Below are 25,023 nucleotides of genomic sequence, written 5' to 3'. Positions count from 1 at the left end.
TATTTTCCTTATAAATATCATAATTATCACCATGTGATTTTTTTAATAAAATGTATTTAAATTGCTTTTTCTTACAATATATTCTATAGAAAATATTGACATTGATTTTATGTATTGTATAGTTACTTTTGTGATACATAAAATCATTAGTGAATTCTGTATAAAAAATGCATAAAGTTGGATTAGAGTTTCTCGTACATAGCTTAGTACATCATTGTTTTTATTGTAAAATTTTATCTTAAATGTATATATTGACTTAATTTAAGTGTCTAAATGTTCTTTTAAGATGCTCGGTTCAAGTAGTTATACAATTCTAATTCTGTATTTTTTAAGCACTAATGTTTATGCTTACTCGAAATTCGTTATCTAAAGGAGGGATGGCTGTAGTAATATGCAGCCAAATGAATGGAGATTATTAGTCAAACGAACAGAACAATGCTCTTTGAAGAAATAAACCCAGAAAAATTGGATTTAATTACGCTTGTTGGCGATGTAAAAGGAATCGACAGCCTAAGTGATGAAAAGATCAAGGAAATTAGTCAACATCTTCTTGTAAAAAGCTTCGACGAATTTTTAGATAAGTTTTCACCTACCGTTTATTCATTTTATAACGCGGCAAATCAAAAGGTTATGTATACCTTGAAAAAGCCAGACGGAATTCAAGATGATTGTATATCTGAAATAGCAATCGACCAAAATAATGATTTTTTAAAAATGTTATTTACGCTCATTGATACAAAAAGAAGTCAGGGCATTACGAATGTAGATTTTAAATTTGAAAATTTACTAGACATGATTTCACCTAAAAAAGTCATGGATGATATTCGCCAAGTTCGTAAGGAAATTCATTACCTTTACAGTGAGTATGACAAGCTGGATGAGGGAGATCCGAAAAAATTAGATACTGGTGACAAGCTAAATCTTATGTTTGAAGTAGCTAGTAGAAACTACAACAATGTAATGGCGATGCTGCCTTTAGCAATTGAAGATATTAAAACAAGATTATTATTAGGGGCTAGTCAAGACGAGGATGAGTCCGAAAAATTACAAATAGGAACGCTTACTATTGGTGATAATGGTGAATTGAAAATTATTGAGGCACCTCAAACGAATAGTGCAGAACTGATGGTCATTGAAGAAAATAGTAATTACGGCTTGAGTACAGTTTTCGAAGAAGACTATGAGGCTATTACAGAATCGCCGTCTTCCTATGTAAAAGATTTAGTTGTAAGAACATTCTCACCTCTACCAGCTGTAAAAGCCGAATTTGATGTTGAAACAGAAGTTCAAAATTACAATACATACCTGGAGTTCTATAAGGATGCAAAGGATGAATTTGTAAAAACGGTCAAGCCTTTAGTCGAAAAGCTATTAGGTGTCAAAATGTACTTCGATCAATATGCTACGAAAAATAAAGGTATGCAGCCGTCATTATTAGTTACAAACACGAAGCTCGATATGCTTGTGAAAAGTAATAACCTACCAAGATTACGCACGTATTTAAATACGGTTAACGCTAAAAATGATTTTACAGATACTGTATGGTATGGTATTGTACCTGCTCTTGAATTAGAATCTTCTGGAAAAATGAAAGTTAGCCGATCAAGATTCAAAGGGAATGAAAAGGTTACAAAGCAAGAGGGTAACACAATGGAATCTTTATCAATCCTCTTAGATACGGTAAAAGATTACAAGGTACAAATTTTCTTTAACTTTATGGCTGAAGAGGAAACTACCTTTAACGGCATCGCAACTGCTGGGATTGATCGCCTAATCGATAAATGCTCGGTTCTTGTCAGAAAAGAATTTAGTGAGTTCGCGATACCATGCCTACCAAACTTTACGATTATTCCAAAAGATAAATCAGGCGTAGTTATTGATACGAGAATGCATACTACCGAAAATGGAGCTCGTCTATCGAAAGAAAAGGAAGATATTTTAAAGCTTTGGATAGAAGGCGTTTATGTAGGTGCTAGCTATGTAGCAGCAGGTATCGTTTCCGCCTACCAATGCCCAGAGTATTTAAAGGAATCATTTAAAAATGTAAAACGTAATTACCCTGGAGTTCGATTTGATATTGAAGCCGGAGACAACTCACTTAGAGCTGTAACGACGATGGCGAAGGAAATTTCAGGTTTTACGAATAATATTAAAGACGCTATTAACAGCAGAAGCTTCGGTTTTGTATTCTCTTCCGAAAATGCCCAACTACAGGATAAAGATATTAGACGTATTACTGTCTATAAAGCAAGAAGCCTAGCGATGGAAGAAGATGGATTCGATTCAATCTATAAAACGCAAGTTAGTACGTATATTGAAAGAATACTTCGATTCCAATCTGGTGACTTTAAGCACGAGAATATCGTTCGCTTCTTTAGTAATAATCCAAGTAGTCAAAAAAGTAAGTGGCTCAATGATAAAGGTCATGTAAACTCTATTATTCATGATGGAGATGATATCGGCTACATCATTGATGAGAAAACAAGCTTATGTCAGATCGATCTTGTGTTTAACGGTAATGTTAAAAATCTTGAGGTTACGATTACTAAAGGGACAAGTGCTGTTAAAGCCTAATAATTTATTTGTCGCAATTTTCAATTATTTAAGTAGGGTGTTTAAGATTTATCATTTATAAATCTTTTAACATAAATATGAATCGAGCGACTAATTGCTGAAATGGAAAATATTACATATTTCATAGTGTCAGTTTGAAACATGGCACTGTGAAATGAATAGTTGTACCAAAATTTATTTCATTAGCACAGTTAGAAGTTACGATTCAACAAAATTTAGGAGGTACTGAGCATGGGTTTTGTATTAAAAGTAGAAGGATCAGAAGCAATTGAATTAGGGTTAGAAAGCATTATGACTGTCGAATATGAGACAGATACACCGAATGATTCTAACGCTCGCTCTACAGATGTTGGGGCAACTTTAAAAGTGAAAGGTAAAATTTTAACTGCCACTGATGGTGATAATTCTGATGATACGATGAAATTAGGATTATGGTCATTAGTACCAGCTGAAAAAGCTGATTGCTACCGCAAAGTGACACTTGAAGTGATCTCAGCTGATCAAGTAGTTAGAAAAATTCATTTCCCAAATGCTTTCGTTGTGGACTATACAGAAAGATATGGTGACACTGAAGGTATTGGTGAATTCTTCTTATTCATTAAACAAAAGAAAGACAAAACAGACTTGGCAAAAATCGAGGGCGGCTACGCTGTCTAAGATTGCAGCACGATAAAACACTACTATATCTAAGGAACTTTTATAGTTCCTTAGATTATTTTTAATCATCCTAAATTGGGGTTGAAAACATGAAAACGCATTATGAAACATTAGGTATAGACCGAAATGCAACACAAGAGCAAATAAAATTAGCTTATCGGAAGCTTTCCAAAAAGCATCACCCTGATGTGAGTGGTGGAAATCAAGAGTCAGAGAAAATTTTTTTAGAGGTTCAAGAGGCATATAAGGTACTTAAAGATCCAGCGCTGAAAGAAACTTACGATGCCCGTTTCGATGGCAAAGGTACCAGCTGGCAAAATGAACATCAAAATGAAAAGCATTCAAACGGACATCAGTCTACAGAGAAAAAGCCAGATTTTAATATGAATAATATTGAAAGAAACTTTGAACATTTTTTTGGCTTCAATCCTAAAACAAAGGAGATGTCTTCAACGCTTCATAAACAATCGAAGAAAAATCCACTGGATACAACGGATTTATTTGAACGCTTTTTTAATAAATAAGCCATGGCAAAAAGAGAGGAGCGTGATTATATGTATGAGCCATTTTCAGCTGAAGCTTACAGTGGAAATACACGAAAAAAAATGTTTATAAAAATTATCGATATCGTTATTGTCACAATTGCCTTCTTTTTCATTCTATATGTTTTTGTAATGAATCAGGATGTCCTTTTGAAATTTGTTATTGGGACGGTAATAGTCATACTTGCCATTATTTATATATCGCTTAAATACGAAGCAAAGGCAATCACTCAAGTGATGGCTAAGAAGGACATTTCAAAGCTTGTTCTTCTTAATGAACGTGGAGTAGAAATAGATGAATGGGAACTTGGCGATCATATTTCATTGCTTATTGGAAAAAGTTCAGCTGAACACAAGGCGGATATTGATTTAAGTGGAACAGAGTATGAATCTCTTGTGAATTATGAGCATGCGGTACTAAATTGTGTAGCTGGAATTTGGTATTTAGAGGATATAGATTCGGTTAATGGTGTTGGCTTAAAAAAAGCGAATAAGCGCGTAAAAAATAGATTAAAACATGAGATTCCTTACCCATTAGGTAATGGAGACACAATATACATAGCGAATACGCGAATTTTGGTTAAATAGAGAAAAAATTCGTAACAAAGATGGGGGATATCGAAATGAGTTTGATTAGATGTACAAATGGTCATATGTTTAGTTCAAGGAGACATCGCAATATTTGTCCTTACTGTAACGTGATGGTGGAACAGGAGCAAAGACAAAATAGTCCTTCCTCACCTGTCATTGAAGCAGATGATAAAACATTGCCTTACTTAGGAGAAATGGATGGGATAGATCCTGTAACAGGATGGTTAGTTTGTATTGAAGGGCCGCAAATGGGTAGAGATTATCGTATCTTATCTGAAAAGAATTTTATAGGTAGAGCAGAAGATATGCATATCCGCATTGCAGGGGACAATTCCATCTCTAAGCGAAATCATGCAGTCATTGTGTATGATCCTAAAAAACGTAATTTTTACTTACTGCCAGGAGATGCATCAGGATTAGCCTATCTGAATAATGAGGCCGTTTATACACCAACGGAATTAGCAGCCTATGATGTGATACAGCTAGGGAGAAGTATATTTTTATTTATTCCACTTTGTGGTGTTCACTTTGAATGGGAAAATAATCAAAGTGAGGAATGATGACATATGGACCAAAAGTTATTGCCGTACATAATTACCTTAATCTTTATCATTGTCCTTATCTTGTTACTGCTAATAAGAAGTATACTTGCTCAAAAAATGGATAAAGGGAAAATTTATATTGGAAATGGTCAAACAATCGGAAGACGTGATGAGCAGGATGATTATTTCTCAACTGCCGAAACGACATATGGCACAATCGCGGTGCTTGCAGATGGAATTAGCGGCTTAGCCAATGGTCGGAAGGCTAGCACGATTGCAGTGACAACCTTCATAGAAGAATTTAAAAAGCTTAGTAGCTTAAATAATCTACAAAACTTTTTTAAGGAAGCTGCTATAGCAAGCAATCATATGATTGTGGAAAACTTAAATGGCTCCAATGGAGGAACAACATTAGTCACGGCCGTTATTGATAGTGAAGGCTATCTTCATTGGGGGGCAGTAGGGGATAGTGTTCTCACGATCTTTAGAAATGGTGAATTTCTAAAGATTAACCAAAAACATATTTTTGAGTCAGTTTTAACCGAAAGATATATTTCAGGTGAAATTTCGCAACTTGAGGTGCAGGAAAATCCTCTAAAAAAGAGATTAATCAATTATTTAGGATATACAGGCTTTAAAAATTTGGATACAGGAAATAATCCGATTCAGCTAAATAGAGGGGACAAGGTATGTCTTTTTAGTGATGGAATCTATGATGCTTTAACGGAGGTTGAAATGGAAAAAATTCTCTCTCAGCAAGCTCCACCCTATGATTTAGCACAAAGCATGATAAAAGCCGTTGAACAAAAACGCTTAAAAAATCAAGATAATGCTACCATCGTGATTTTAGAAAAAACTTGGTGACGATGAATAGGGAATAGAGAAGGAGGAGACGTATGAGAAAGGAAAATTGCGACTTTAAAACGGGCTTTTTATCTGAAGCAGGGTCCTTTCTGCAAAATAAAGACTATTTTGCCTATACAGAACTTGACGATGTAGCTTGTTGGGTAGCTGTAAAGGGCTTGGATGCAGATCAGGAAATTAGTAGTGCAGAGCTTGCCGTAAAGGCTATTTTGGAGAAGTTTATGGAAAAGCCAGCTATGTCAAGGAGAGCTATCAATAAATACCTTAGACATGCACAAATTATACTACAAGCGCAAAGCTTACGAGTAAGATTAAAGGCTAGTATTGTCATAGTTGTTTCCGACTACTCAAAAATGATTGTTGGAGTAGCGGGGAATTCGCGACTGTATCACTTCCGAAACAGTACATTAACCTATAAAAGTACAGACCAAAGTTTAGCACAGGAAATAGTAAACAGTCAGAACCGTTCATTAGATATTAGCCAGCATGAAGAAAGAGGGAATTTGTTGAATTATCTAGGTAAACCAAACAAATTTCAACCCTTTGTGTCTAAAAAGATGAAGCTTACTGATGGTGATGTCCTATTACTTTGTACAGCTGGCTTTTGGGGAGATGTCAGTGAGATTGAGATGGCTGACGCTTTGGAAGGTGTCAAAGATTCTGAACAATATACAGATTTGTTGGAAGAAATATTGTTGAGTAGACAAAGAAAAGTTGTAGAAAATTACACGGTTGCTGCCATATTTGTGAACAAGGTGTATCAAGAAACGAACAAAAACAAGATGAAGTATATAAAAATGATTGCTGCTGCATTAGTTTTAGCCTTGGTTGTAGGTGGCGGCACGATTTTTTATCAAGTAAAACAAGCAAAAAAATTAGCAGAGTTAACAGTCGAGATGAAGGACCATGAAAAGAGTGGAAATGTTTACTTTCAAGACGGAAATTATGATGAAGCATTACTTGAATATAGTGAGGGAAGAAATGCAGCAAAAAAATTAAAAGATCCTATACATAGAAATTTACTAGCTAGAAAATTAAGAGTGACACAACTAATTATCAATGGTGATAAATCAGCGGAAACTGGAAAATTTACAGAGGCATTAGAACATTATGAAAAAGCTAAAAAAGAGGGAAAACTCATTAATGGATTTGGTAAGGAAGAAGTAGAGCAAAGAATTGCCAACATGGATTCCGTTGTGGAGATTGTTGATGCTATAAAAGATGCAGATTTTCGTTTTGAGGCAGAGGACTACAATGGGGCTTTAGCCATTTATGAGAAAGCTAGAAAAAAAGCACTCGCCATTTCATTTACTGGAGAGACACAAATTAAAACAAAAATTGAAGATACAGAAGAAAAAATAAATGAATTGAAGAAGGCTCAAAAAGAATTAAAGGCAGAAGGGTTAGAAAAAAGTGGGGATCAGAGCTATGCCCGTCAGGAATACGTTCAAGCGATAGAGTCCTATACGCTTGCGCAGGAAATTTATCAAGAAACAGAATTACTGGCAAAAGTTCTTGGACTAGAGAGAAAAATTATGAATGCAAATGATAAATTAAACCCTGTACCACAGGTTCAACCAGCAGATAGTGCACTTCCTAATGAAGCAGAACCTCCAGTAGATGAAGTAACTGATGCCAGTTAGCATTCAAATCCTGAGTCATGAAAGAAGGAAAGTAAATTGTTAAAAGAGCTCATGTTTGAACGTTTACGAAAAATAGAAAATCTAGAGCAACGTCAATTACTAAAGGACATTGTAAGTGGTGTTTTTGTAAATCTAATTGATTATCAAGAAGATATGAATAAAAAGCTTGAAGAACGTATTTTTAATGAAATCGATGATTACGAGAATAGATATGACATTTACACAACGCTAAGTGCCCGAGAAGATGTCGACCCCATTCATGATTGTTTGTTTCCGATATGTCCAACAGATTTGGAAGAGACAAAAATAGACATGGAGAAGCTTCTTGAATCTATTAAAAATAATGAACCTGCAATACTCATGACATTATTTATAGAGTGTGATTCTATCGAAATACAGCATTTACTTGCACAGCAACGAATTTTCAATGGTCATCTTGCTACATCGCAGGGATTGGTTGAAATAAAGCTGAGTCTTACTAAAAATAATCGCTATTTGCAAAAAATTAAAGACCTTTATTCAATCTTCCAAAGAAATGGCCTACCTTGGAAAACAATCAATCATCCTTTTGTGAGTAAGTTCATTGATGTCATACTTATAGGCTGTCCACCATTAAATGAGGATGTAGAAATTTTCGAGGTTACGATTGATTTAGAGGAATATGAGCAGCAAAAACGATTGAATATGGTTCCGCTTTGGAATGTTCAGCGTCACGAGGTTAAGAATAGCGGTTTTCCATTCCCAGCCATTGATAGAATAAATTATGAGCATGTCTTATCGTTACGAAAAACGGGTACTCAACATGGTTATCTCATTGATGCGGAAGAAGACAATATTAGATATATAAAACGTTCAGATAGTGAATTAACCATTGTTTCACCTCAGGATCAGTCAGGAGTATGGCAGCTACTTAAAATTGCTAAAGTAGAAAAAGAACAAGTAGGTAAAATGACTTATGAACTAGTCTCGAATCGGCGAAATGAGCACTTTATGCACAAGCTCTCTAGTAAATATAATGTAAATGTTTCAACAAAAGGAGAAATAATTCGACTGATAAACTCCTTTCAGGCAGCAGATAATCTTGAACTTTTGAGAATAGATATTTTGGAAGGGCATTTAGATAACCGTCTCTTCGTGCATCCATTTTTAAAAGACGCAACAGAAGATGCCAGTCATAAAAAGACGATGCTATTACAATTCCTGTCAAAACAAGATCGAGATTTTATGACGAATGATGTCTTAAGCTTTCTCCTTGCTGAAGTCCAGAGGTATTTCACTGAGTATAAATGTGTAGGTAAATGGATATGAACTATATTTGGGATTTACTTATACAAGCTGAAGAAGAGGGCTTTTTAGCAAAGGATATTTACTTTCATCTTGCCAAAATCTATTCACCTTATATGGAGCTTAGTCCACAACTATTAAATTCACAGGCAATAGAGCAACATGTGGAAGTAAACCCCTATTATCGTTACTTTGATATTTTTAAAGATCTCTTTCATCCTGATCATATGACTGATGAGGCCTTTAGAGATGCTTTATTAGATATTACATTGCACTTTTTAGCTGAAATTGATCGAATGCAAGGCTTGAATAAAAAGGAATATTATATTCGCTTTATGCTGAGAGACATTGAAGCAAATGTATTTGGAAAACTGGTTCGCGATAAAATCAAATCTTTTTCAAAGAAAGAGCAAGAAATTATTGCGCTTAACATGCTCAGACTCTATCAAACAGGAGAGGCATTATATCTGATAAAGGACACGCTGAAAAATATATTTAGAAATTGTTTTATTTATGTGAAGTCAGAGGGAAATGATGAATTACTGCTTTACATTCATCAAAAAAAGACAATAGAAAATATCAATAAAGTTCAGCTAATCCAAGAAATCTTTTTACCTATTGGCTTTCATATGGAGGTTTACTGGCAATACCATTTTGGCATTATTGACGTAGAAGAGACTATGAAGCTAGATCGAATAGCTCTTTATTAAAAAGTGGGGAGGGGTATAAATTGACGACTAAATATTCATATAAGCTTTATGCGAATAAGCGTTATACAGAAAAGAAATATATGACCTATACACGTGTAGAGTTGATGGAGATGACCACTTTTCAGCTTAGAAATATTTGTTATAAAGAAAAGCTCATAACAGGTTTAATTAATACGCTAACTAGGGACGAACTAATCGAGAAGATTTTAAGATACCGTGGAGCTGAAGAACATCTATTGATTAAAGAAAAACAAGATGGGGGCTTTGAAAGAGTCGAGGAGGCACTGCAAAAATATTTAAAAACACCACTTTCAGATAATGGTGATATTAAAATACCTGCCAAAATGAATCTCTATAAAGGCATGAAAATAGATAAGCCAGATCAATACCTCATTGAAACAGGTGGCTTTCTTGTAGAATCTAATGTGCTATTAGTAAATGAGCATTTTGAGTTATGTGGCATTCTAAATATCGTAAAAGACGATGAAAAAGCAAATTGCTATTACCTAGTGGCAGATCAAGCGCTAGGAATACGCGAGACAAAGAATAAGAACTATAGCTTTATTTTTTTCCGAAAGCAAGACTCAGAGTACATCTATAAAACATATTATCAGGAGACACCACTCCCTCCAACAAATCTACATTACTACAAAGTGCCAATACCAGATTTAGAGATGAAACAATTAGAGACAACCAATGCCATTCTTGCCATTGATTTTGGCACAACCAATACAACAGCTGGTGTATTTTTGGATAGCGATTATGTCTCATCACCTTGTAGCCATGATCTTTTAAATAAGAGAATTACGCTCAATAGCATCAATTTTGTACAATTCCCAGATCCATTACACCAAAAAGAATGGATCGAAGTTGTGCCTACAGTGGTTGCGGTTGCAGATTGCTCGAACGCTGATCACATAAACTATCATTTCGGCTATGAAGCCTTGAAGGTTATGAAAAAAAATAGCTATACATCATTAGCCACTAAATTTCAGGGCATCAAACGTTGGGTTAGTAATTATGCAAAATTGGAGGAAATAATGGATGCGAATGGGAATACAGCGGTTATCCCACGCAGTCAAATCCTCAGAGAATTTTTACTCTATATCATTCAAATGGCTGAGCATCAATTTAAATGTCGCTTCAAACATTTGCATATTTCAAGCCCTGTTAAGCTGAAAACTCAATTTTTAGATATGTTTCACGCCATTTTACCTGAATATCAAATTGAAATTGAGCATGCTCTCGATGAAGGAATGGCAGTGCTCTATAATACGATAGCCAATCAAATAGAGAATCAGAGCTTTATGGATGGCAAAGAATACAAGGCTCTAGTAATCGATTGTGGAGGGGGAACAACAGACCTCTCATCCTGTAAGTTTCGAATAGAGGACGGACATATTTCCTACAAAATTGATATTCATACAACCTATGAAAATGGGGATACCAATTTTGGTGGTAATAATATTACGTATCGAATTTTTCAATTTATGAAAATTGTCTTTGCGAATTATTATAGTCGTGGGAAAAATGCCTATGACATCGATGCGCTAATTGATATTCCAGGGAAGGATATTTATCGGTATGTTGATGATTATGGCGTCGAGGCGGTTTACAAGCAATTTGAAAAGACATTTGAGGATGCTGAATCTATTATCCCTACACGTTTTAAAGAATATGAAAATCATACGCGTGATGAGTATTTAAGGGTTCGTAATAATCATTATTTCTTATGGGAAATGGCCGAGGAAATGAAGAAAGAATTTTTCCGAAAAACCGGTATTCTTAGGAGTCGCTTTTACTCAGAAAGCGATATACAGCAAGATAGTGATTTGAATATCACAACGGTAGATCGCTGGTGTTTATCCCTATTAGAAAACCACCAATTTAAAGATGTTTATGACTATCCAAACGTTTATTTCAATATTAAAGAAATTAACCACCTAATCAAGGCGGATATTTATGATATTGTACGAGAGTTTTTAGAAGGTTTTTATGAAAGTGGCATGCTTGGCGAATATTCCATTATTAAGCTGACAGGGCAATCCTGTAGAATTGACGCTTTTCGAGAGGCTTTAAAGGAATTTGTACCAGGTCGTAGCATTGAATTTAGACAAAAGGCTGAAAACGTTGGAAAAGTGCCAGAATTAAAGCTCGCCTGTTTAAGAGGCGCATTACGCTACTTAAATGCGAAAAAGATTGGCATGATCGAAACGGAAGTAACAAATGATGCACCTATTGTACCGTATACGGTTAGTGCATTTACTCATAATCGTCAGGAAAAGCTTCTGATTAGTAGTCTAGAGAGACTGAATCAAATTCATGGAACTATTTCCCGTCCATGGGGCGTCACAGAGGTTGAATTTTTCCTAACTGGAAGCGATCCTCAAGCAGCACATAAGTATACCTATATTAATCGTCAAGAGAATTTTGTCCCTGTGCTATATGAGAGTATTGCATCGAATTATTTTGATAAAATTCCACAGGACGAAACAGATTCAATCGTCAATGGGGAGGTTAAATTCTTTGTCTTTGCAGGAGAGGATCATTGGGGCTTCCATGTCGTGCCAGTGGCTAGGAAAGAGGAGCAGCTAATGATCGGGAGCAAGGAATTCTTTGCCTTTGAAACAGATTTATCAGAGCTAGATTTCTTTGATGGATTAAAGTAAGTAGGCATCTGCCAAAAAATAAAAGAGGTGAGTGACAGATGTTTACCAATCAATATCCACATTTTCAAAAAGGCAGAATTTTAAAAAGAGAAATGCTGGAGAACTTGCGCGATTATCCAAGGGAATTTTTAGATTTATATTTCCAGGATTATTCAAATGGCATTATAGCAGGTGCCAATATTACGATTGCAGATACCATTATCCATATTACAAAAGGGATCGTTAAACATAATAATAGGCTTTATTTACTACGTAATAGCTATGAACTTCCATATGAGGCAACAGGGCAAGAAACCATTATAAAAATAAAGTTTGCTGAAGCAGTGAATAAATTAGATTTCACGGATTTTACAGCCACTATTTTTCTCGATGAGTCTCTGAATCTTGCCCTAAACGAATTAGAAATAGCCCGCTTTAAATTAAAGGCTGGAGCAAGGCTGCGATCCGAGCCAAATAATTTTTTAGATTTTGCCACGGAATACAATACAGTGAATTATCTGCACTGTCAGTATGCAGGTATACAAGAAAGCACATACCACCCTAAAGTTTTACAGTTTTACGCAAAGGAATTATTAAAAAATCGCCCAACCAATGTATATGATATTACCTTTGCTTTTGAATGTTTGAATCAGGAGCGGGTACAGCGAGATGTCATTGAAATGTATATTTGCAATCGATTAGAGTTAGAATTTCAAGCGTTTTCCAATAGTCAAATTCATAAATATTTGTACCGGATATTATCTGAATCAAAAAAAGGTGGTCGTCGAGTAGGACATAGTCCAGAACGACCAAAGCGTATGATAGTCGATTGACTAAAATTCAGTTGGTGAACAACGCTTAAGCATAAACAGGAGCTGAACTAAAAGGAGTGGTAAAAGATGAATTTCATGGATGAAGAAGTCATTGAGATGACGAAACAAGCGCGGCAGAAGAAACGATTGGAAAACCTAGAAAAACAATTGGTACATACAGACGTTGTTCAAGCGATTAAAGATGGTCAGCTAATGATTGAAGATGAGACAATCGAATTTACGAAAATGGACTTTTATGATGGGCAAATCCAAATGCGTATTCCAGCCGCTTTTGAAGTAATGGAATCTGATTTAATGGATATTAAATATCCGTCCAGCCGAAGACCCGATTACATCTATACAAGTGAAAGTACATCTATTAATGTCACGCTGAAAATCATGGAACAACAAATAAAAGCAGAGGAATTAGAAGATTTCACACAGACTATGATGGAGATACTTCAAAAAATGCAGCCAACAACAAAAATGTTGGATATCGGCTTTAATGAAGTGAACGATGTCCAAATTGGTTACTTTGATTTCATAACACCTGCACTAGATAACAAGATTTATAATTTAATGTTTTTGTTTATAGTAGGCGAAAATGTGACGATGGGCTCTATAAATTGTTTGAAGAAAGAGATGAATATTTGGAAACCTATTGCTTACGGAATGATGGAAACTATCTCAATCCAAAATAAATTAGATGGAGAGGGTGTTGTTTGATGGATCGGATAAAAAATGAAACAGCCTTAACATATAAAGATATGATCGTGATGCCCTATAACATTCGCGTCCATCAAATCGAAATTACGCAACAAATGAACGATCATGCTACATTGCATTTAACGGGTGTAATTCCAGATGAACTCGAAGATTCCTATGTATATATGACAGATGCAGAAACATCTATAGAGGTATTGCAAATAGATGGTAATGGTCAATCGAAGCCTATTTTTAATGGGTTAGCATTAGATGTACAAGTGAAATCAGTGATGGGCACTTATTATTTGGAAGTTAAAGCCGTTTCACATACGTATTTACTAGATGTTAAGAAAAAAAATCAAACCTATCAAAATGCTAGTATGCCATACAGTGAATTAATCGATGTGTGTATTGCCGATCAAAAAGGTGCAGATTTCATAGATCATGTCACAAAGGGAGCTAGTATTGGTCGTTTTACAATGCAATATATAGAGACAGATTGGGAGTTTCTTAAACGAATGGCCTCGCGTTTTCATACAGGTCTAGTGCCAGATACAGTTCATTCATCTGCAAAATTTTATTTTGGTATTCCATTTCAAGCTGGGAGCACAAAGAAAATGGAGGCCATTAATTATCGGGTTAAAAAGGCAATTGGCAATTTTCTTATCTCAAGTAAAAATCATCTCGAAAGTATTACTGATAGTGACTACATGTATTATGAAGTAGAATCGCTGCAATCCTTCAAAATAGGCAATGAAGTTACTTTCCAATCTAAAAAATTGTATGTTTATAAAATTTTTTCAACTTTAAAAGATGGCTTGTTCAAGCATATTTATACGTTAACACCTCGGAATGGTTTCAGTGTCCACACTACCTATAATCAAGCTATTATTGGTGCTTCCATTCAAGGAAAGGTAATTGATGTTGCCGGGGACAAAATTCGTATTCATGTCGATTTCGATGAGGGGCAAGAAAAGGATACGGCCTATTGGTTTCCATATTCAACAATTTATGCATCAGAAGATAACACAGGTTGGTATTTTATGCCAGAGCTATCTGATAATGTAAGAATCTATTTTCCAAGCAATCATGAGGATGAAGGGATTGCGATTAGCTCTGTTTCAAAAGCGCCTCCACAATCAAATACGATGTTAGCAGCAACTAATCCAACCAGTCAAGATGGGGGTGGCGGGTCAAGTGCTACACCACCAGAGGATAGTCGCCAAGATCCAGGACGTATGGCTGATCCAGATGTAAAAACACTCAGAACAAAGCATGGAAAACAAATTCTACTTGCACCTGATCGGATTGTTATATCGGGTGGAGGGTTGATGATTTCACTGATGGATGATAATGGTATTTCGATAATAAGTGATAAGAATATTAACTTAAAAGCTACAGATAAAGTGGTCATTAATGCCAAACAAATAATGATTAATGCGAACGAGAAAATTGAGATGACCTGTAAAGAAAATTCAATCAAGATGGAAGATAAAATGGAAATTAAAGGAACAGAAGTGCGAGCAAATTAGTAAGGATGTGAATGCATGAAACGAGAAGAAGCATTACAGCATTTTATGGATGAATGCGTTTCAGTTCATGTCAGCCGATTGCAAGAGAAAGTTGATCGACAGTTTCGCCAAAACAAGGAAATTTTGCTACAACCACTCATTTACTCACTTGAACAGTTGTTTGCGAATATTAGAAATCAGCAAAGACAGGGAAATTTAGCACCAATTGCCTTTATTCATCTCTCTTTGCTGCGAACCTCATTACTAGAAAACAAGTGTACGTATTTGCTAGAGGCATATGGTGAAGCATGGTACTTTGATTGGGTCGAATGTACAGCACATTATGAAGCAACATGGCTTAGTGAGGCAATGGTTGATTTACAAAAGACGCTTGAGAAAGAAAGAAAACCGTATCTCATGATTCAAGCAGCTGATGTTAGAGGGATTATTCAAAAGTTAGTAGTTCTATTTCATCAGTATATCATTCAATTGGTTCGCTATCTTTTTCGCTATCAAAAGGAAAGCGTACCTGAACTCCATTTTCAACGAGCAGAGTGCTTGCGATTTCGTGTTGGTGAGTACAAAGGGGTTAGTGAGGATGTTGCTATCATTGACGAACGAGAACGGGTGGATAAAAACCTTCTCTCATGGTTAGAGCAAAAAGAGATGGACAAAACGTATACATTCGAAAACTTCTCAAACCTACCATTACAACAGAAAAATTTTAACCAGATGGATTTTTCCTACGCAATTTTTAACAGTTGTGATTTAGCAGGGTCTTCATTGAAGGAAAGTATTTGTGTTGGTACTAGCTTTGTAGATTGTAGTTTAGAGAATGTTGACTTTTCCTATGCAGCTATTCAAGATACGGATTTTCGAAATGCCAATTTGGTAAGCGCTAATTTTAGTTATGCTCAAGGAAAAACGCTAAGGCTTTCGGGAGGGGAAGTGGCATGCTACCTCGGTACTGATTTCAGTAATGCCAATTTGGAAAATGCGAGATTTGACTTTGCGCAGATTGAAGGTGCCAATTTTACAGGTGCTAATTTAAAGGGGGCTACCTTCTTTAAACGTGATCAAGAGAAATATCAATTTAGCGCAGAACAGGTGAAAGATGTTCATTGGATTTATTAGCAATGATAGATACAGGAGGAAAAGATGGAATATTTTATTCTTCGGCAAGATCTAAGCATTCTCAATCCAATCATCCCTTTGAAAACGGACCTCGATGAAAACTTTGTCTGTTCTTCTGTATTCGGCGAAGTGGTAGAAAAAGGGAATGCGGTATATCTAGATTATTTAGACAAGCCTCGAAGAATCGTGTCTGATAATTTAAAAGCGCTGTTAATGAAATACGAGGATAACTTAGGTTTTACAGCTATTGTCTTTACGGATGTCAAGAAAGGGACACAGCGCGTGTATTGGCTTATGGATATAGTGAAGAAGGACTGTATTTCTCATGAAACCGCTTATTATCCTGACGGAGGAATAAAAGAGCTAGTGATAGACCCCAAGAAAGTGGAATTGGATTGTATTTTTCAAGTTGAAAGCCATAAGGAAGCTTTTACAATCATTAATTTAGATGTGGCAGAAAGTATATTGCGACGCCCCTTTCTTGGGATTCAGTTGCAGCGAGTAAGACAGGAAAGAGAGTAAGTAATTTTAATCATTCCAAACCATTGCTGCTATGTAGTGCTAAAGCGGAAATTTATCACAAATGATAGGAAGGGAAGGATATTTAATGGCTCAAGTTGTAGAAAATTTGGAGACAGAAGGTTCGGAACAAGAGCAATTTAGTTATGTAGTACATGGCGCAATCATTGCCTGTGAGCATGGTAGCCACCTCAATTATTTAAATTTGCCGCAAGATCATGGCGTTTATATTAAAGAGAAAGCAGTTATGAATGTTGGTGATAGAAACCCTGATAACATCCCAACCTTTGGTGTTTGCTTAAAGTTGAAAAAACCATGTACACCTGTATGCTCCATCGACTGGATGGAAGGGATGGAAAATGTCAATATCGAGGGCAAGCAAGCGTTACTTAATCGTTGCCATACGCAATGCTCTGCAGGCGGAGGCAAAATCGATATTGTTCATGACGGGCAAGAAGACTTAGAAATACCGAAACAAGGTTTTTAAAGAATAGATCGATTGAAAGGAGGTAAGTAATGAAAGCGCTAGGAGAAAAAGAAGTCCACATGATTAGTACATATGAGGATCTTGTAGTCGAATGGCCTTATCCACTTATTCATTTAGACAAGCTAACAATAAAACATAAAGGTAATGATCATGCCAGGTTGTCCTTTACCGGAATGATTGCTGAAGAGCAAGCGCAAAAGTATATTCAGCGAGTTAGTCATACAGATGAAATTGTTGTGAAATTTGGACGAGACAAGAGCATATTGTTCTCAGGAAGAATTGAAAATGCAGAGTTACAGGCATCTCAAGGCGTGCACACTGTCACAGTAGAGGCAGTATCTTTTACAGCAAATCTGGATATTGAAAAGCGCTCACGTTCTTTTCAAGATGCGAATATGACGTATGTGGAGTTAATGGATAATATTGTGGGGGCCTATCCTTATGGGGATTACATTGATCATGCCTCTAATAGTCAAACCATTGGTCATATTGCGATTCAATATTTGGAAACGGATTGGGCATTTATTAAAAGAATGGCCTCCAATCTACATGCGGTTGTTTTTCCTGATTTAAAAGGGAAGGGTCCACGATTCTGGTTTGGTACACCCCAAAGCAGGAAAAGCATAACGATTGATCATCTTCCTTCCATATTACGTATGGATGTAGATACGTATCGGTTGATTACAGAAAATGATGGTTCGGATGTAAGCGAAGCTGATTATACATTTTGTGAGTTTGAAAGCACAGAGGCCTTTGAGCTAGGCACTTCGGTGCAATTAAAGGGAAGGCCCTATATTATAACAGTTCGAGAAGTCCACCTTGATGATGGTGTATTAAAGTTTCAATATACTGCACAACCAGAGAAAAGTATTCGCCAACGATTGGTACGCAATTTAGATTTGATTGGGGCAGCTTTTACAGGAAAGATTATTGATGTCACGCAAAACACCGTTAAAATCCATTTAGATATCGATAAAAAACAGGAGAAAGAAAAAGCGCACTGGTTTGCTTATTCAGCAGATGCTAACGGTGTGATGTATTTAATGCCGCAAAAAGGTGCACGTGCCCAATTACATTTTCCAAGTGCTGTGGAAGAAGATGCCATTGTGATTAGTTCGGTACGTGTCAATCCAGCCACACCTGAGGGTGGACAAAAACAAACGAAAAAAATGGCAGACACGACCGTGAAATCATTAGCGACCAACGCGGGAAAAGATATGACATTAGGTGTTGGGGATATTACCTTTAGTGCAGTAGATGGCGTTTTGGACCTTAAGATGGATGATGGGGAAGGTGTAACATTTCAAAGTAACAGTACCATCATGCTAGCGGCAGATGAAACACTTGAAATGAGTGGAATGAAAGAGCTATCTGTAGAGGCGGAGGAATGGATTGCTATTTCAGCGAAGGAGCAAAGTCATGTAATCCTTGCAGCTGACACACAGTTAATTAGTACACTTATAGATCAAGAGGGTACGGAGAAGCAAAGCCAACCACCTAAGCTAAATGAAGAAGCAATCGAAGCTACAACAAAAGTGGACGTCATTTTCCCACAAAAAGCAGAGCAGAAGAAAGAGAAAAAAGGCTTCTTTAGTAAGTTGCTTGATAATGTTAGTTTAGCGTTAGATGTCGCTGGATTTATTCCAGGTATCGGGACCATTGCAGATATTGCGAATGCAGGTATTAGCTTGGCAAGAGGAGACTATATGGGAGCAGCCATGAACTTAGTGGGCGCAGTTCCAATAGTGGGCGATGCAGCAAAAACTGCTTACAAGGTCAATAAAGCCGCAAAAGTAGCAGAGGCAGCCAGTAAAACCGCCAAGGCTGCGGATAAGGCAGTGGATGCCTCAAAAGCAGTAAAAGGAATGAAAGCGGCTTATACAAAAGTATCACAAACGTTAGATACAGTTTCGGCACTTGCGAACAAAGGCTCTAAAGGTGTGAAGACAGCCGCGGATAAAGTTATTGCCTCGATGGATGAAGTGCTAGCTGTTTCAAAGGCAGTAGACGGTATGAAGGCTATGGCTAAAACAGAGCTGACGAAATTTAATCATGGGGTATTAAAGAAATTTAATTGTACAAAAGGATTAAGTGATAAATTCTGTAAAAAAGGCTTTGAACCGGTTGATTTAATCACAGGGCGTATGATTTATGAAGGTGTCGACTTTGAACTACCTGGACCTATCCCACTATCATGGGAACGTGCTTGGTACAGTGATAGTAGTCGAGTTGGTTTGTCAGGTCATGGTATGCACTTTACATACGATTTAGCCTTAGAGATATTTGAAGAAGAAGATATGATTGGGATTGTGGTGACAGATGGTCGCGCAGTAGGGTTTCCAGTTTTACCAATAAATTTGCCATATTTTAATAAAAAAGATAGAATGACCCTAAAAAATACAGGTAAGGAATATCATTTATTTGAGCATGATACACGCTTGCTTTATGTATTTGAACAAACAACAGAGACGACATACCGATTAAAAGAAGTAAGAAATGAGCAAGACCACCATATTCAATTTGCCTATAACCCAAAAGGCTTCTTATCGCAAGTAACAGATAGCGTAGGGCGCGTACTAGACGTTACGACCAATGAAGCGGGCAGAATGACGGAAGTTGCTTTACGCAATCAAATGAGTCGTGAAGTGTTAGTCCGCTATGTTTACAATGATGTTCAAGATTTAATCGAAATCCAAGATGCATTAGGACAAAGTACATATATCCAGTATGTCAATCACTTAATGATGCAAAAAATAGACCGCAATAAAAATAGCTTCTTCTGGCGCTATGATGGTCCAACAACAGGTGCACGCGTTATTAAAACATGGGGAGATGGCAATGTCCTTGCGGGTGAGCTTACATATCACGAGGGCTATAACGAAATTACGAATAGCTTAGGCCATAAAAGCTATTATTATTTTAATGAAGATAACCTCTGTACAAAAATTGTTCATCCAGATGGTAGTGAGATCAGCTATGACTATAATGAGGACTTTGAATTACTGCAAGAAGTGGATGAAGATGGGCGTGTGACAACATTCAGCTATGATGAGTGGGCAAACCCAATAAAGATGACGCTTGCAGATGGCAGTACATTATCCTCTCAGCATGATGACAAGGATCGATTGATTCAGGCAGTTGATCCAGAGGGTGGCAGTCGTCAGTGGATTTATAATGAAGACGGGACATTACAGGCAACGATTTTAGAAGATGGTACAAAGACTGAATTTTCCTATAATGAGCATCGTTTGATTGAGACAGTGACAAATGCGCAGGGTCATATGGTAAGCTTAGCGTATGATGCTGATCTGAACTTGAGTCAAGTGACATTGCCAGACGGGACAAGTTCAACCTGGACATATGATCGTCGAGGTAACTGCATTAGCACGACCAATCCACTAGGGGCCACAGAGAAGTTCCGTTATGACCATTTAAATCGCCTTGTACGAGCCAACCTTTCAGATGGTAACGACGTTCAATTAAAGTACAATGCCTATGACGATATTATTTTTGCGAAGGATAACCATACGCAAGTTGCCTTTGATTACACGATTCTTGGTAGCCTAACGTCTCGAAAGCAAGGTGGCAAGAAAGTACAATTTACCTACGATACAGAGGAGCAATTAACCGCTGTGATCAATGAAAAAGGCGAAGCATACACCTTTGAACGCGATACCAAAGGCAATATTATCAAGGAAAACGGCTTTGATAGCATGGAAAAAGTGTATGAGCGAAGCCTAGCAGGATTCGTGCAACGGATTCAACGGCCAGGAAATCGTTGGACAGCGTATCAGCACGATGCGCTAGGAAATGTCATTCGATCAGATTACTATGATGGCACTTGGGAAACGTTTGCCTATGACAAAAACGGTTCGCTACTAGAAACGGAAAACGAGCATGTAACCGTCAAGCTAGAACGAGATTCATCTGGACAAGTGATCAAGGAATGGCAAAATGACCAGTGGATTGCGAGTAGCTACGATGAATTAGGCAATCGCTCCCAAATGACAAGTAGCCTCGGTGCCAAAATCGATGTCACACGTAATGAGCTGGGCAATGTCTTGCAAATGACAGCTTCTCGCTCTGAGCAAGCTCAGTGGACAGCCTCGATGCAGTACAATGAACTCGGACAAGAGATTGAAAGAACCCTACCAGGGGATGTCATTAGTAAATGGCAATATGATATAACTGGTAGACCGACACACCATCGCGTAAGTAGTCAAAACCGCGATACGCGAAGACGCGTGTATAATTGGGATGTGAATCACCAATTACGCAGCATGGTCAACGAGCTAACAGGTGTAAAAGTGACATACGGCTATGACGAATTTAGTAATCTCGTATGGGCCAATCAAGACAGTCGTCAATTTGATTTCTTATACCGCAGTGTCGATGATGTCGGGAATCTATATGAAACAAAAGATAAAAAAGATCGTATCTATGGCGCAGGCAGTAGATTATTAGAAACACAAGATGCCAAATTCTCCTATGACGAAGAAGGAAATCTCGTAGAGAAAGTCGAAAAGAATGGTGATACGTGGAAGTATGAGTATTATGGCAATGGGATGATGTCGAAGGTCATTCGTCCTGATCTCACAGAAGTTACTTTCAAGTATGATTCACTAGGTAGACGGATAGAGAAGCGTTCTGAGGATAAGGCGACTCATTTTGTATGGGATGGCAATACGATTCTGCATGAGTGGAATAGAACTTCAGAAGATTTATCATATATGTATAAATCCTTTATAACATGGATATACGATAATAAGTCATTTACTCCGATAGCTAAAATCACAAGAGAAGGTGTTTTTAGTATTATCAGAGATTACCTTGGTACCCCTGTTGAAGCATATGATGTACAAGGAAAGCAAATTTGGTCTTGTGAGCTTGATATTTATGGACGAGTTAAACATTTCATTGGGGAAAGAGATTTTATTCCATTCCGTTATCAAGGACAGTATGAAGATAAAGAAACTGGACTCTACTATAATCGATTCCGTTATTATTCAGCAAGTGAGGGTATATATACCCAATCTGATCCAATTGGACTAGCAGGAAATAACCCAACATTGTATGGGTATGTTGGGAATCCTAATATTACGGTTGATCCGCTAGGTTTAAGTAGTTTTGACCCTTTTGAATTTGGTGAAATAACCCCATTTCCAAGAGATATACATTTTGGTCAAAATAGAATAGCACCTAATTTTAGTACAATTGGATCCCAAGCTAATGACTCGATTGTTGGTAGGCCAATACTTGATGTTGCCAAAGATATTAGTCTCGGTAGAATCAATCCTAATGAGTTTTTAATTTCATATACAATCGATCCTGCAACAGGTAAAGTAGTAACATTAAATAATAGAGGATTGGCTACATTGGCTGAAGGAGGCAAATTTCCAGAACACGCAATCTTTGTTCCATATGATAAAGTTCCTAGTCATCTAGTCGCTGATATAAAAAATAGACCACCATCTAAAACAATATCTATAACAAAGAATAAAGACGGTTCTGGTCTTGTTAAGAATGTTACAAATTGTCTAGGCTAAAAAATTGGGAGGTATTAAGATGATCACTTTAAAGCCAGTAAATTTTAATTTCAAAATATCTACTACTGATTTAGAGTTAGTGTATACAGAATCAGGTGGCGTAAAAATTGAAGTTGGTGCTATACCATTAAAGAGTATAGACAATACATGTGTTAGCATAGAAATTATTTTTTCAATTGTAGCTGAAGTTAAATGCGTAACGTTAAATTTCGATGAATCCAATTATAATGGTTTTTGTATTTCTGAGGAAGTGTCCATTGAAGATCATTTGGAGAAAGATGAAGAAAGATTTCGTCATCCGGATTCAGGATTTTATGAAGTGGTAGATTCAGAATATTTACAGAAAAATATAATGAAGTACGATCCCAGAAATAGGTTAAATTTGAAACATTATATTGTTAAAGGATATGACAGTTATATTGAACTAGTGGCATCTTCTTCATATTCTTTAAAAGAATTATTTTAATCTTCCCTAAGAAGTTGATTGAGCAATTAGGATGAGATTCAGTGGATTTCTTCAGTAATAACACCTACAAACACTGGTGAAATGAATTGTTTTTTGTAATGAATAAATTAAATCTAGTACGTTGTTTAGATATCGAGAAATCGGAGTATAGACCATTATTAAAATCCTTACTAGACGGACCAATCAAACTAAATATGTTCCCCATTCTTTAGAAGGGCATCATATTGTTAGAATGAAAGAATATACAGGGAATATCATTGTTGATGAATTATTTATAAAAGCATGTAAAGAAGAAAAGATAAAAGGAGTACTGTTTGTCAAAGAGGGAATTACCCAACGACAGGAATTCGTTGAATTGTAGGTATTACAATGTTTTTTTATATTATCTAATATGCTATGAAGAGAATTATTTCTCTTCATAGTCACTATAATGATTCGCATCAATGAATGTATCTGAAGTGTCTAGATTCAAAAAAGCTAATTCTCCTAGCTCACAGACAGAGTTAGTAAGTTTTAATATTGCAAACTGCTTTTCATTAAAATTCACAATGATATTAAGAAAGTTATCTAAGTCGTCCACACTAAATCCTTTTGGACAATACCAGCTTTGATGTTAAAGGAAATTTCTTGAATCATATCTGTATGAAAGTTATTTAAAATAGATTTATAAATAGGATGACTAATTTCCTCTAAGGTGTCATTCCAAACTCTCATGTTCTCTTCAAAAGGCATCATTTTATTATTCCTCCAATATTTTTTGTTTAATTTTACCATATGAATATTAGATAATCACAATTTTATGGATAATATTTGTCGAGCTGCTTTGACGAATTCGTATGGGATGGCAATACGATTCTGCATAAGTGGCATGAACCTAGCGATGCTAGTGAAACTAATAAAGAGCTAGGGATATTCTAGAAAGGCATAAGATTGATGTCAATAGTGCAGATAATGGGATTTATTTAAAACATGGATCCAAATAGTATACAACCTGGTGCTTATCATAGAATAATCCATACTAAAGATTATTTTAGAAATGTTGCTGATAGGTTGGAGGCTGCAGAGCATTTTGGTGGAGCAAAAGCAAAAGAAGCAGTATTAGCCGAGCTAGAAAATATTAGGACGGACGGATTTATTATTTAACGTTAAAATTTGGTAAAGGGAGTTTTGTAAATGAATGTATATAGATTTGTAAATGATGATGATTTTAAAGATTTAACCTTTTTAAATAAGGACTATGTTCGTATTTTTTCAACTTTTACAGGGCAAAAAATTACTCTGGATTGGAACGAAGAGATATTTGGTATTTCAGAAGATAAACTGAATAGAGGAAAATTGTTAGATTTTGATTCACGTTGTTATGGAGCTACATTAATAGTAAAAAAGAAATTTGAAAAGTTTTTTATTGATGAATTTTCAGAAATTATAGAAACTCTCCCCATAAAAATCAAAGGTATTACAGAGGATTATATATATATAAATATAACAAATGTTTTAACAGCAATTAATTTTGATGGTTTAGATATGCAAGAATCTCTTGCAATGTTGCGAGGTGAAAACATTACATTTAATTTAGAAAAAATAGAAAATGAAACTATTTTTAGAGATATTAGAATTAACAACTTTTATTTCTGTATACAAAATTTTAAATATTTTATTGAAAAAAATGGAATTAATGGATTGCGTTTTATGAAAGTAGGGACAGGACTTTGACTCTAATAAATGAATAGCATATTTTAAACATACTCTTATTTCATAATATGAATTTCCTCAGTGCTATGAAGAGAA

General features: G+C 36.1%; 21 protein-coding genes. 20 read left to right on the top strand and 1 reads right to left on the bottom strand.

Annotated features, from left to right (window positions below; genetic code table 11):
• Window positions 1-405: 405 nt before the first annotated feature.
• The 18 genes from AC3CH7_RS10865 to AC3CH7_RS10780 all read left to right on the top strand — a co-directional run bounded on the left by AC3CH7_RS10865 (window position 406) and on the right by AC3CH7_RS10780 (window position 23,235).
• Window positions 406-2,574, top strand: coding sequence for a transcriptional regulator (locus tag AC3CH7_RS10865; RefSeq protein ID WP_207889285.1), 2,169 nt, complete (start codon window positions 406-408; stop codon window positions 2,572-2,574).
• Window positions 2,575-2,805: 231 nt separating this feature from the next.
• Entirely contained in the window at window positions 2,806-3,231 is a 426-nt protein-coding gene (locus tag AC3CH7_RS10860) for a hypothetical protein (RefSeq protein ID WP_012295149.1), read from the top strand.
• 89 nt (window positions 3,232-3,320) lie between these two features.
• Window positions 3,321-3,755, top strand: a complete 435-nt coding sequence (locus tag AC3CH7_RS10855) for a J domain-containing protein (protein ID WP_207889284.1) — start codon at window positions 3,321-3,323, stop codon at window positions 3,753-3,755.
• A gap of 30 nt (window positions 3,756-3,785) precedes the next feature.
• Complete coding sequence (locus tag AC3CH7_RS10850) at window positions 3,786-4,361, top strand: FHA domain-containing protein (RefSeq protein WP_207889283.1); 576 nt, start codon at window positions 3,786-3,788, stop codon at window positions 4,359-4,361.
• Window positions 4,362-4,396: 35 nt separating this feature from the next.
• On the top strand, window positions 4,397-4,924 hold the full coding sequence (locus AC3CH7_RS10845; protein WP_036120184.1) for an FHA domain-containing protein: 528 nt from the start codon (window positions 4,397-4,399) through the stop codon (window positions 4,922-4,924).
• Window positions 4,925-4,930: 6 nt separating this feature from the next.
• A complete protein-coding gene (locus AC3CH7_RS10840) occupies window positions 4,931-5,770 on the top strand; it encodes a PP2C family protein-serine/threonine phosphatase (RefSeq protein ID WP_488381743.1) in 840 nt (279 codons plus the stop codon).
• 32 nt (window positions 5,771-5,802) lie between these two features.
• The gene (locus tag AC3CH7_RS10835) at window positions 5,803-7,413 is read left to right on the top strand and encodes a PP2C family protein-serine/threonine phosphatase (RefSeq protein WP_243432604.1); all 1,611 of its coding nucleotides are present in this window, start codon (window positions 5,803-5,805) and stop codon (window positions 7,411-7,413) included.
• A gap of 36 nt (window positions 7,414-7,449) precedes the next feature.
• Complete coding sequence (locus AC3CH7_RS10830) at window positions 7,450-8,721, top strand: normocyte-binding protein (protein WP_447402443.1); 1,272 nt, start codon at window positions 7,450-7,452, stop codon at window positions 8,719-8,721.
• Window positions 8,712-9,407 carry an iron-dependent peroxidase gene (locus AC3CH7_RS10825; protein WP_447402442.1) on the top strand — a complete coding sequence of 232 codons (696 nt, stop codon included), beginning with the start codon at window positions 8,712-8,714 and terminating at the stop codon, window positions 9,405-9,407. Before AC3CH7_RS10830 ends, AC3CH7_RS10825 begins: the two co-directional genes overlap by 10 nt.
• 80 nt (window positions 9,408-9,487) lie before the next feature.
• Entirely contained in the window at window positions 9,488-12,076 is a 2,589-nt protein-coding gene (locus AC3CH7_RS10820; RefSeq protein ID WP_488381794.1) for a molecular chaperone, read from the top strand.
• 38 nt (window positions 12,077-12,114) lie between these two features.
• Window positions 12,115-12,888, top strand: a complete 774-nt coding sequence (locus AC3CH7_RS10815) for a DNA and RNA helicase (RefSeq protein ID WP_207889280.1) — start codon at window positions 12,115-12,117, stop codon at window positions 12,886-12,888.
• A gap of 66 nt (window positions 12,889-12,954) precedes the next feature.
• A complete protein-coding gene (locus AC3CH7_RS10810; RefSeq protein ID WP_207889279.1) occupies window positions 12,955-13,593 on the top strand; it encodes a hypothetical protein in 639 nt (212 codons plus the stop codon).
• Window positions 13,593-15,104, top strand: coding sequence for a phage baseplate assembly protein V (locus AC3CH7_RS10805; protein WP_036120168.1), 1,512 nt, complete (start codon window positions 13,593-13,595; stop codon window positions 15,102-15,104). Before AC3CH7_RS10810 ends, AC3CH7_RS10805 begins: the two co-directional genes overlap by 1 nt.
• Before the next feature lie 15 nt (window positions 15,105-15,119).
• The gene (locus AC3CH7_RS10800) at window positions 15,120-16,217 is read left to right on the top strand and encodes a pentapeptide repeat-containing protein (protein ID WP_488381742.1); all 1,098 of its coding nucleotides are present in this window, start codon (window positions 15,120-15,122) and stop codon (window positions 16,215-16,217) included.
• A gap of 24 nt (window positions 16,218-16,241) precedes the next feature.
• Window positions 16,242-16,739 (top strand): serine protease, encoded by a 498-nt coding sequence (locus tag AC3CH7_RS10795; protein ID WP_207889277.1) that lies wholly within the window; start codon window positions 16,242-16,244, stop codon window positions 16,737-16,739.
• An 85-nt stretch (window positions 16,740-16,824) separates the two neighbouring features.
• A complete protein-coding gene (locus AC3CH7_RS10790) occupies window positions 16,825-17,223 on the top strand; it encodes a DUF4280 domain-containing protein (RefSeq protein ID WP_051891603.1) in 399 nt (132 codons plus the stop codon).
• Window positions 17,224-17,252: 29 nt separating this feature from the next.
• Window positions 17,253-22,769, top strand: a complete 5,517-nt coding sequence (locus AC3CH7_RS10785) for a DUF6531 domain-containing protein (protein WP_488381741.1) — start codon at window positions 17,253-17,255, stop codon at window positions 22,767-22,769.
• A gap of 19 nt (window positions 22,770-22,788) precedes the next feature.
• On the top strand, window positions 22,789-23,235 hold the full coding sequence (locus tag AC3CH7_RS10780; RefSeq protein WP_281487051.1) for a hypothetical protein: 447 nt from the start codon (window positions 22,789-22,791) through the stop codon (window positions 23,233-23,235).
• A gap of 567 nt (window positions 23,236-23,802) precedes the next feature.
• Here AC3CH7_RS10780 and AC3CH7_RS10775 read toward each other — a convergent pair.
• Window positions 23,803-23,970 (bottom strand): hypothetical protein, encoded by a 168-nt coding sequence (locus AC3CH7_RS10775; protein WP_447402431.1) that lies wholly within the window; start codon window positions 23,968-23,970, stop codon window positions 23,803-23,805.
• A 234-nt stretch (window positions 23,971-24,204) separates the two neighbouring features.
• On the opposite strand from AC3CH7_RS10775, the gene AC3CH7_RS10770 reads away from it, so the two are divergent.
• Window positions 24,205-24,378, top strand: a complete 174-nt coding sequence (locus AC3CH7_RS10770; RefSeq protein ID WP_281487054.1) for a hypothetical protein — start codon at window positions 24,205-24,207, stop codon at window positions 24,376-24,378.
• Window positions 24,379-24,408: 30 nt separating this feature from the next.
• Entirely contained in the window at window positions 24,409-24,948 is a 540-nt protein-coding gene (locus AC3CH7_RS10765; RefSeq protein WP_488381740.1) for a hypothetical protein, read from the top strand.
• Window positions 24,949-25,023 lie beyond the last annotated feature (75 nt).

The organism is Lysinibacillus sp. F12 (assembly GCF_057773605.1).
This window is presented reverse-complemented; position numbering and strand designations above follow the sequence as displayed.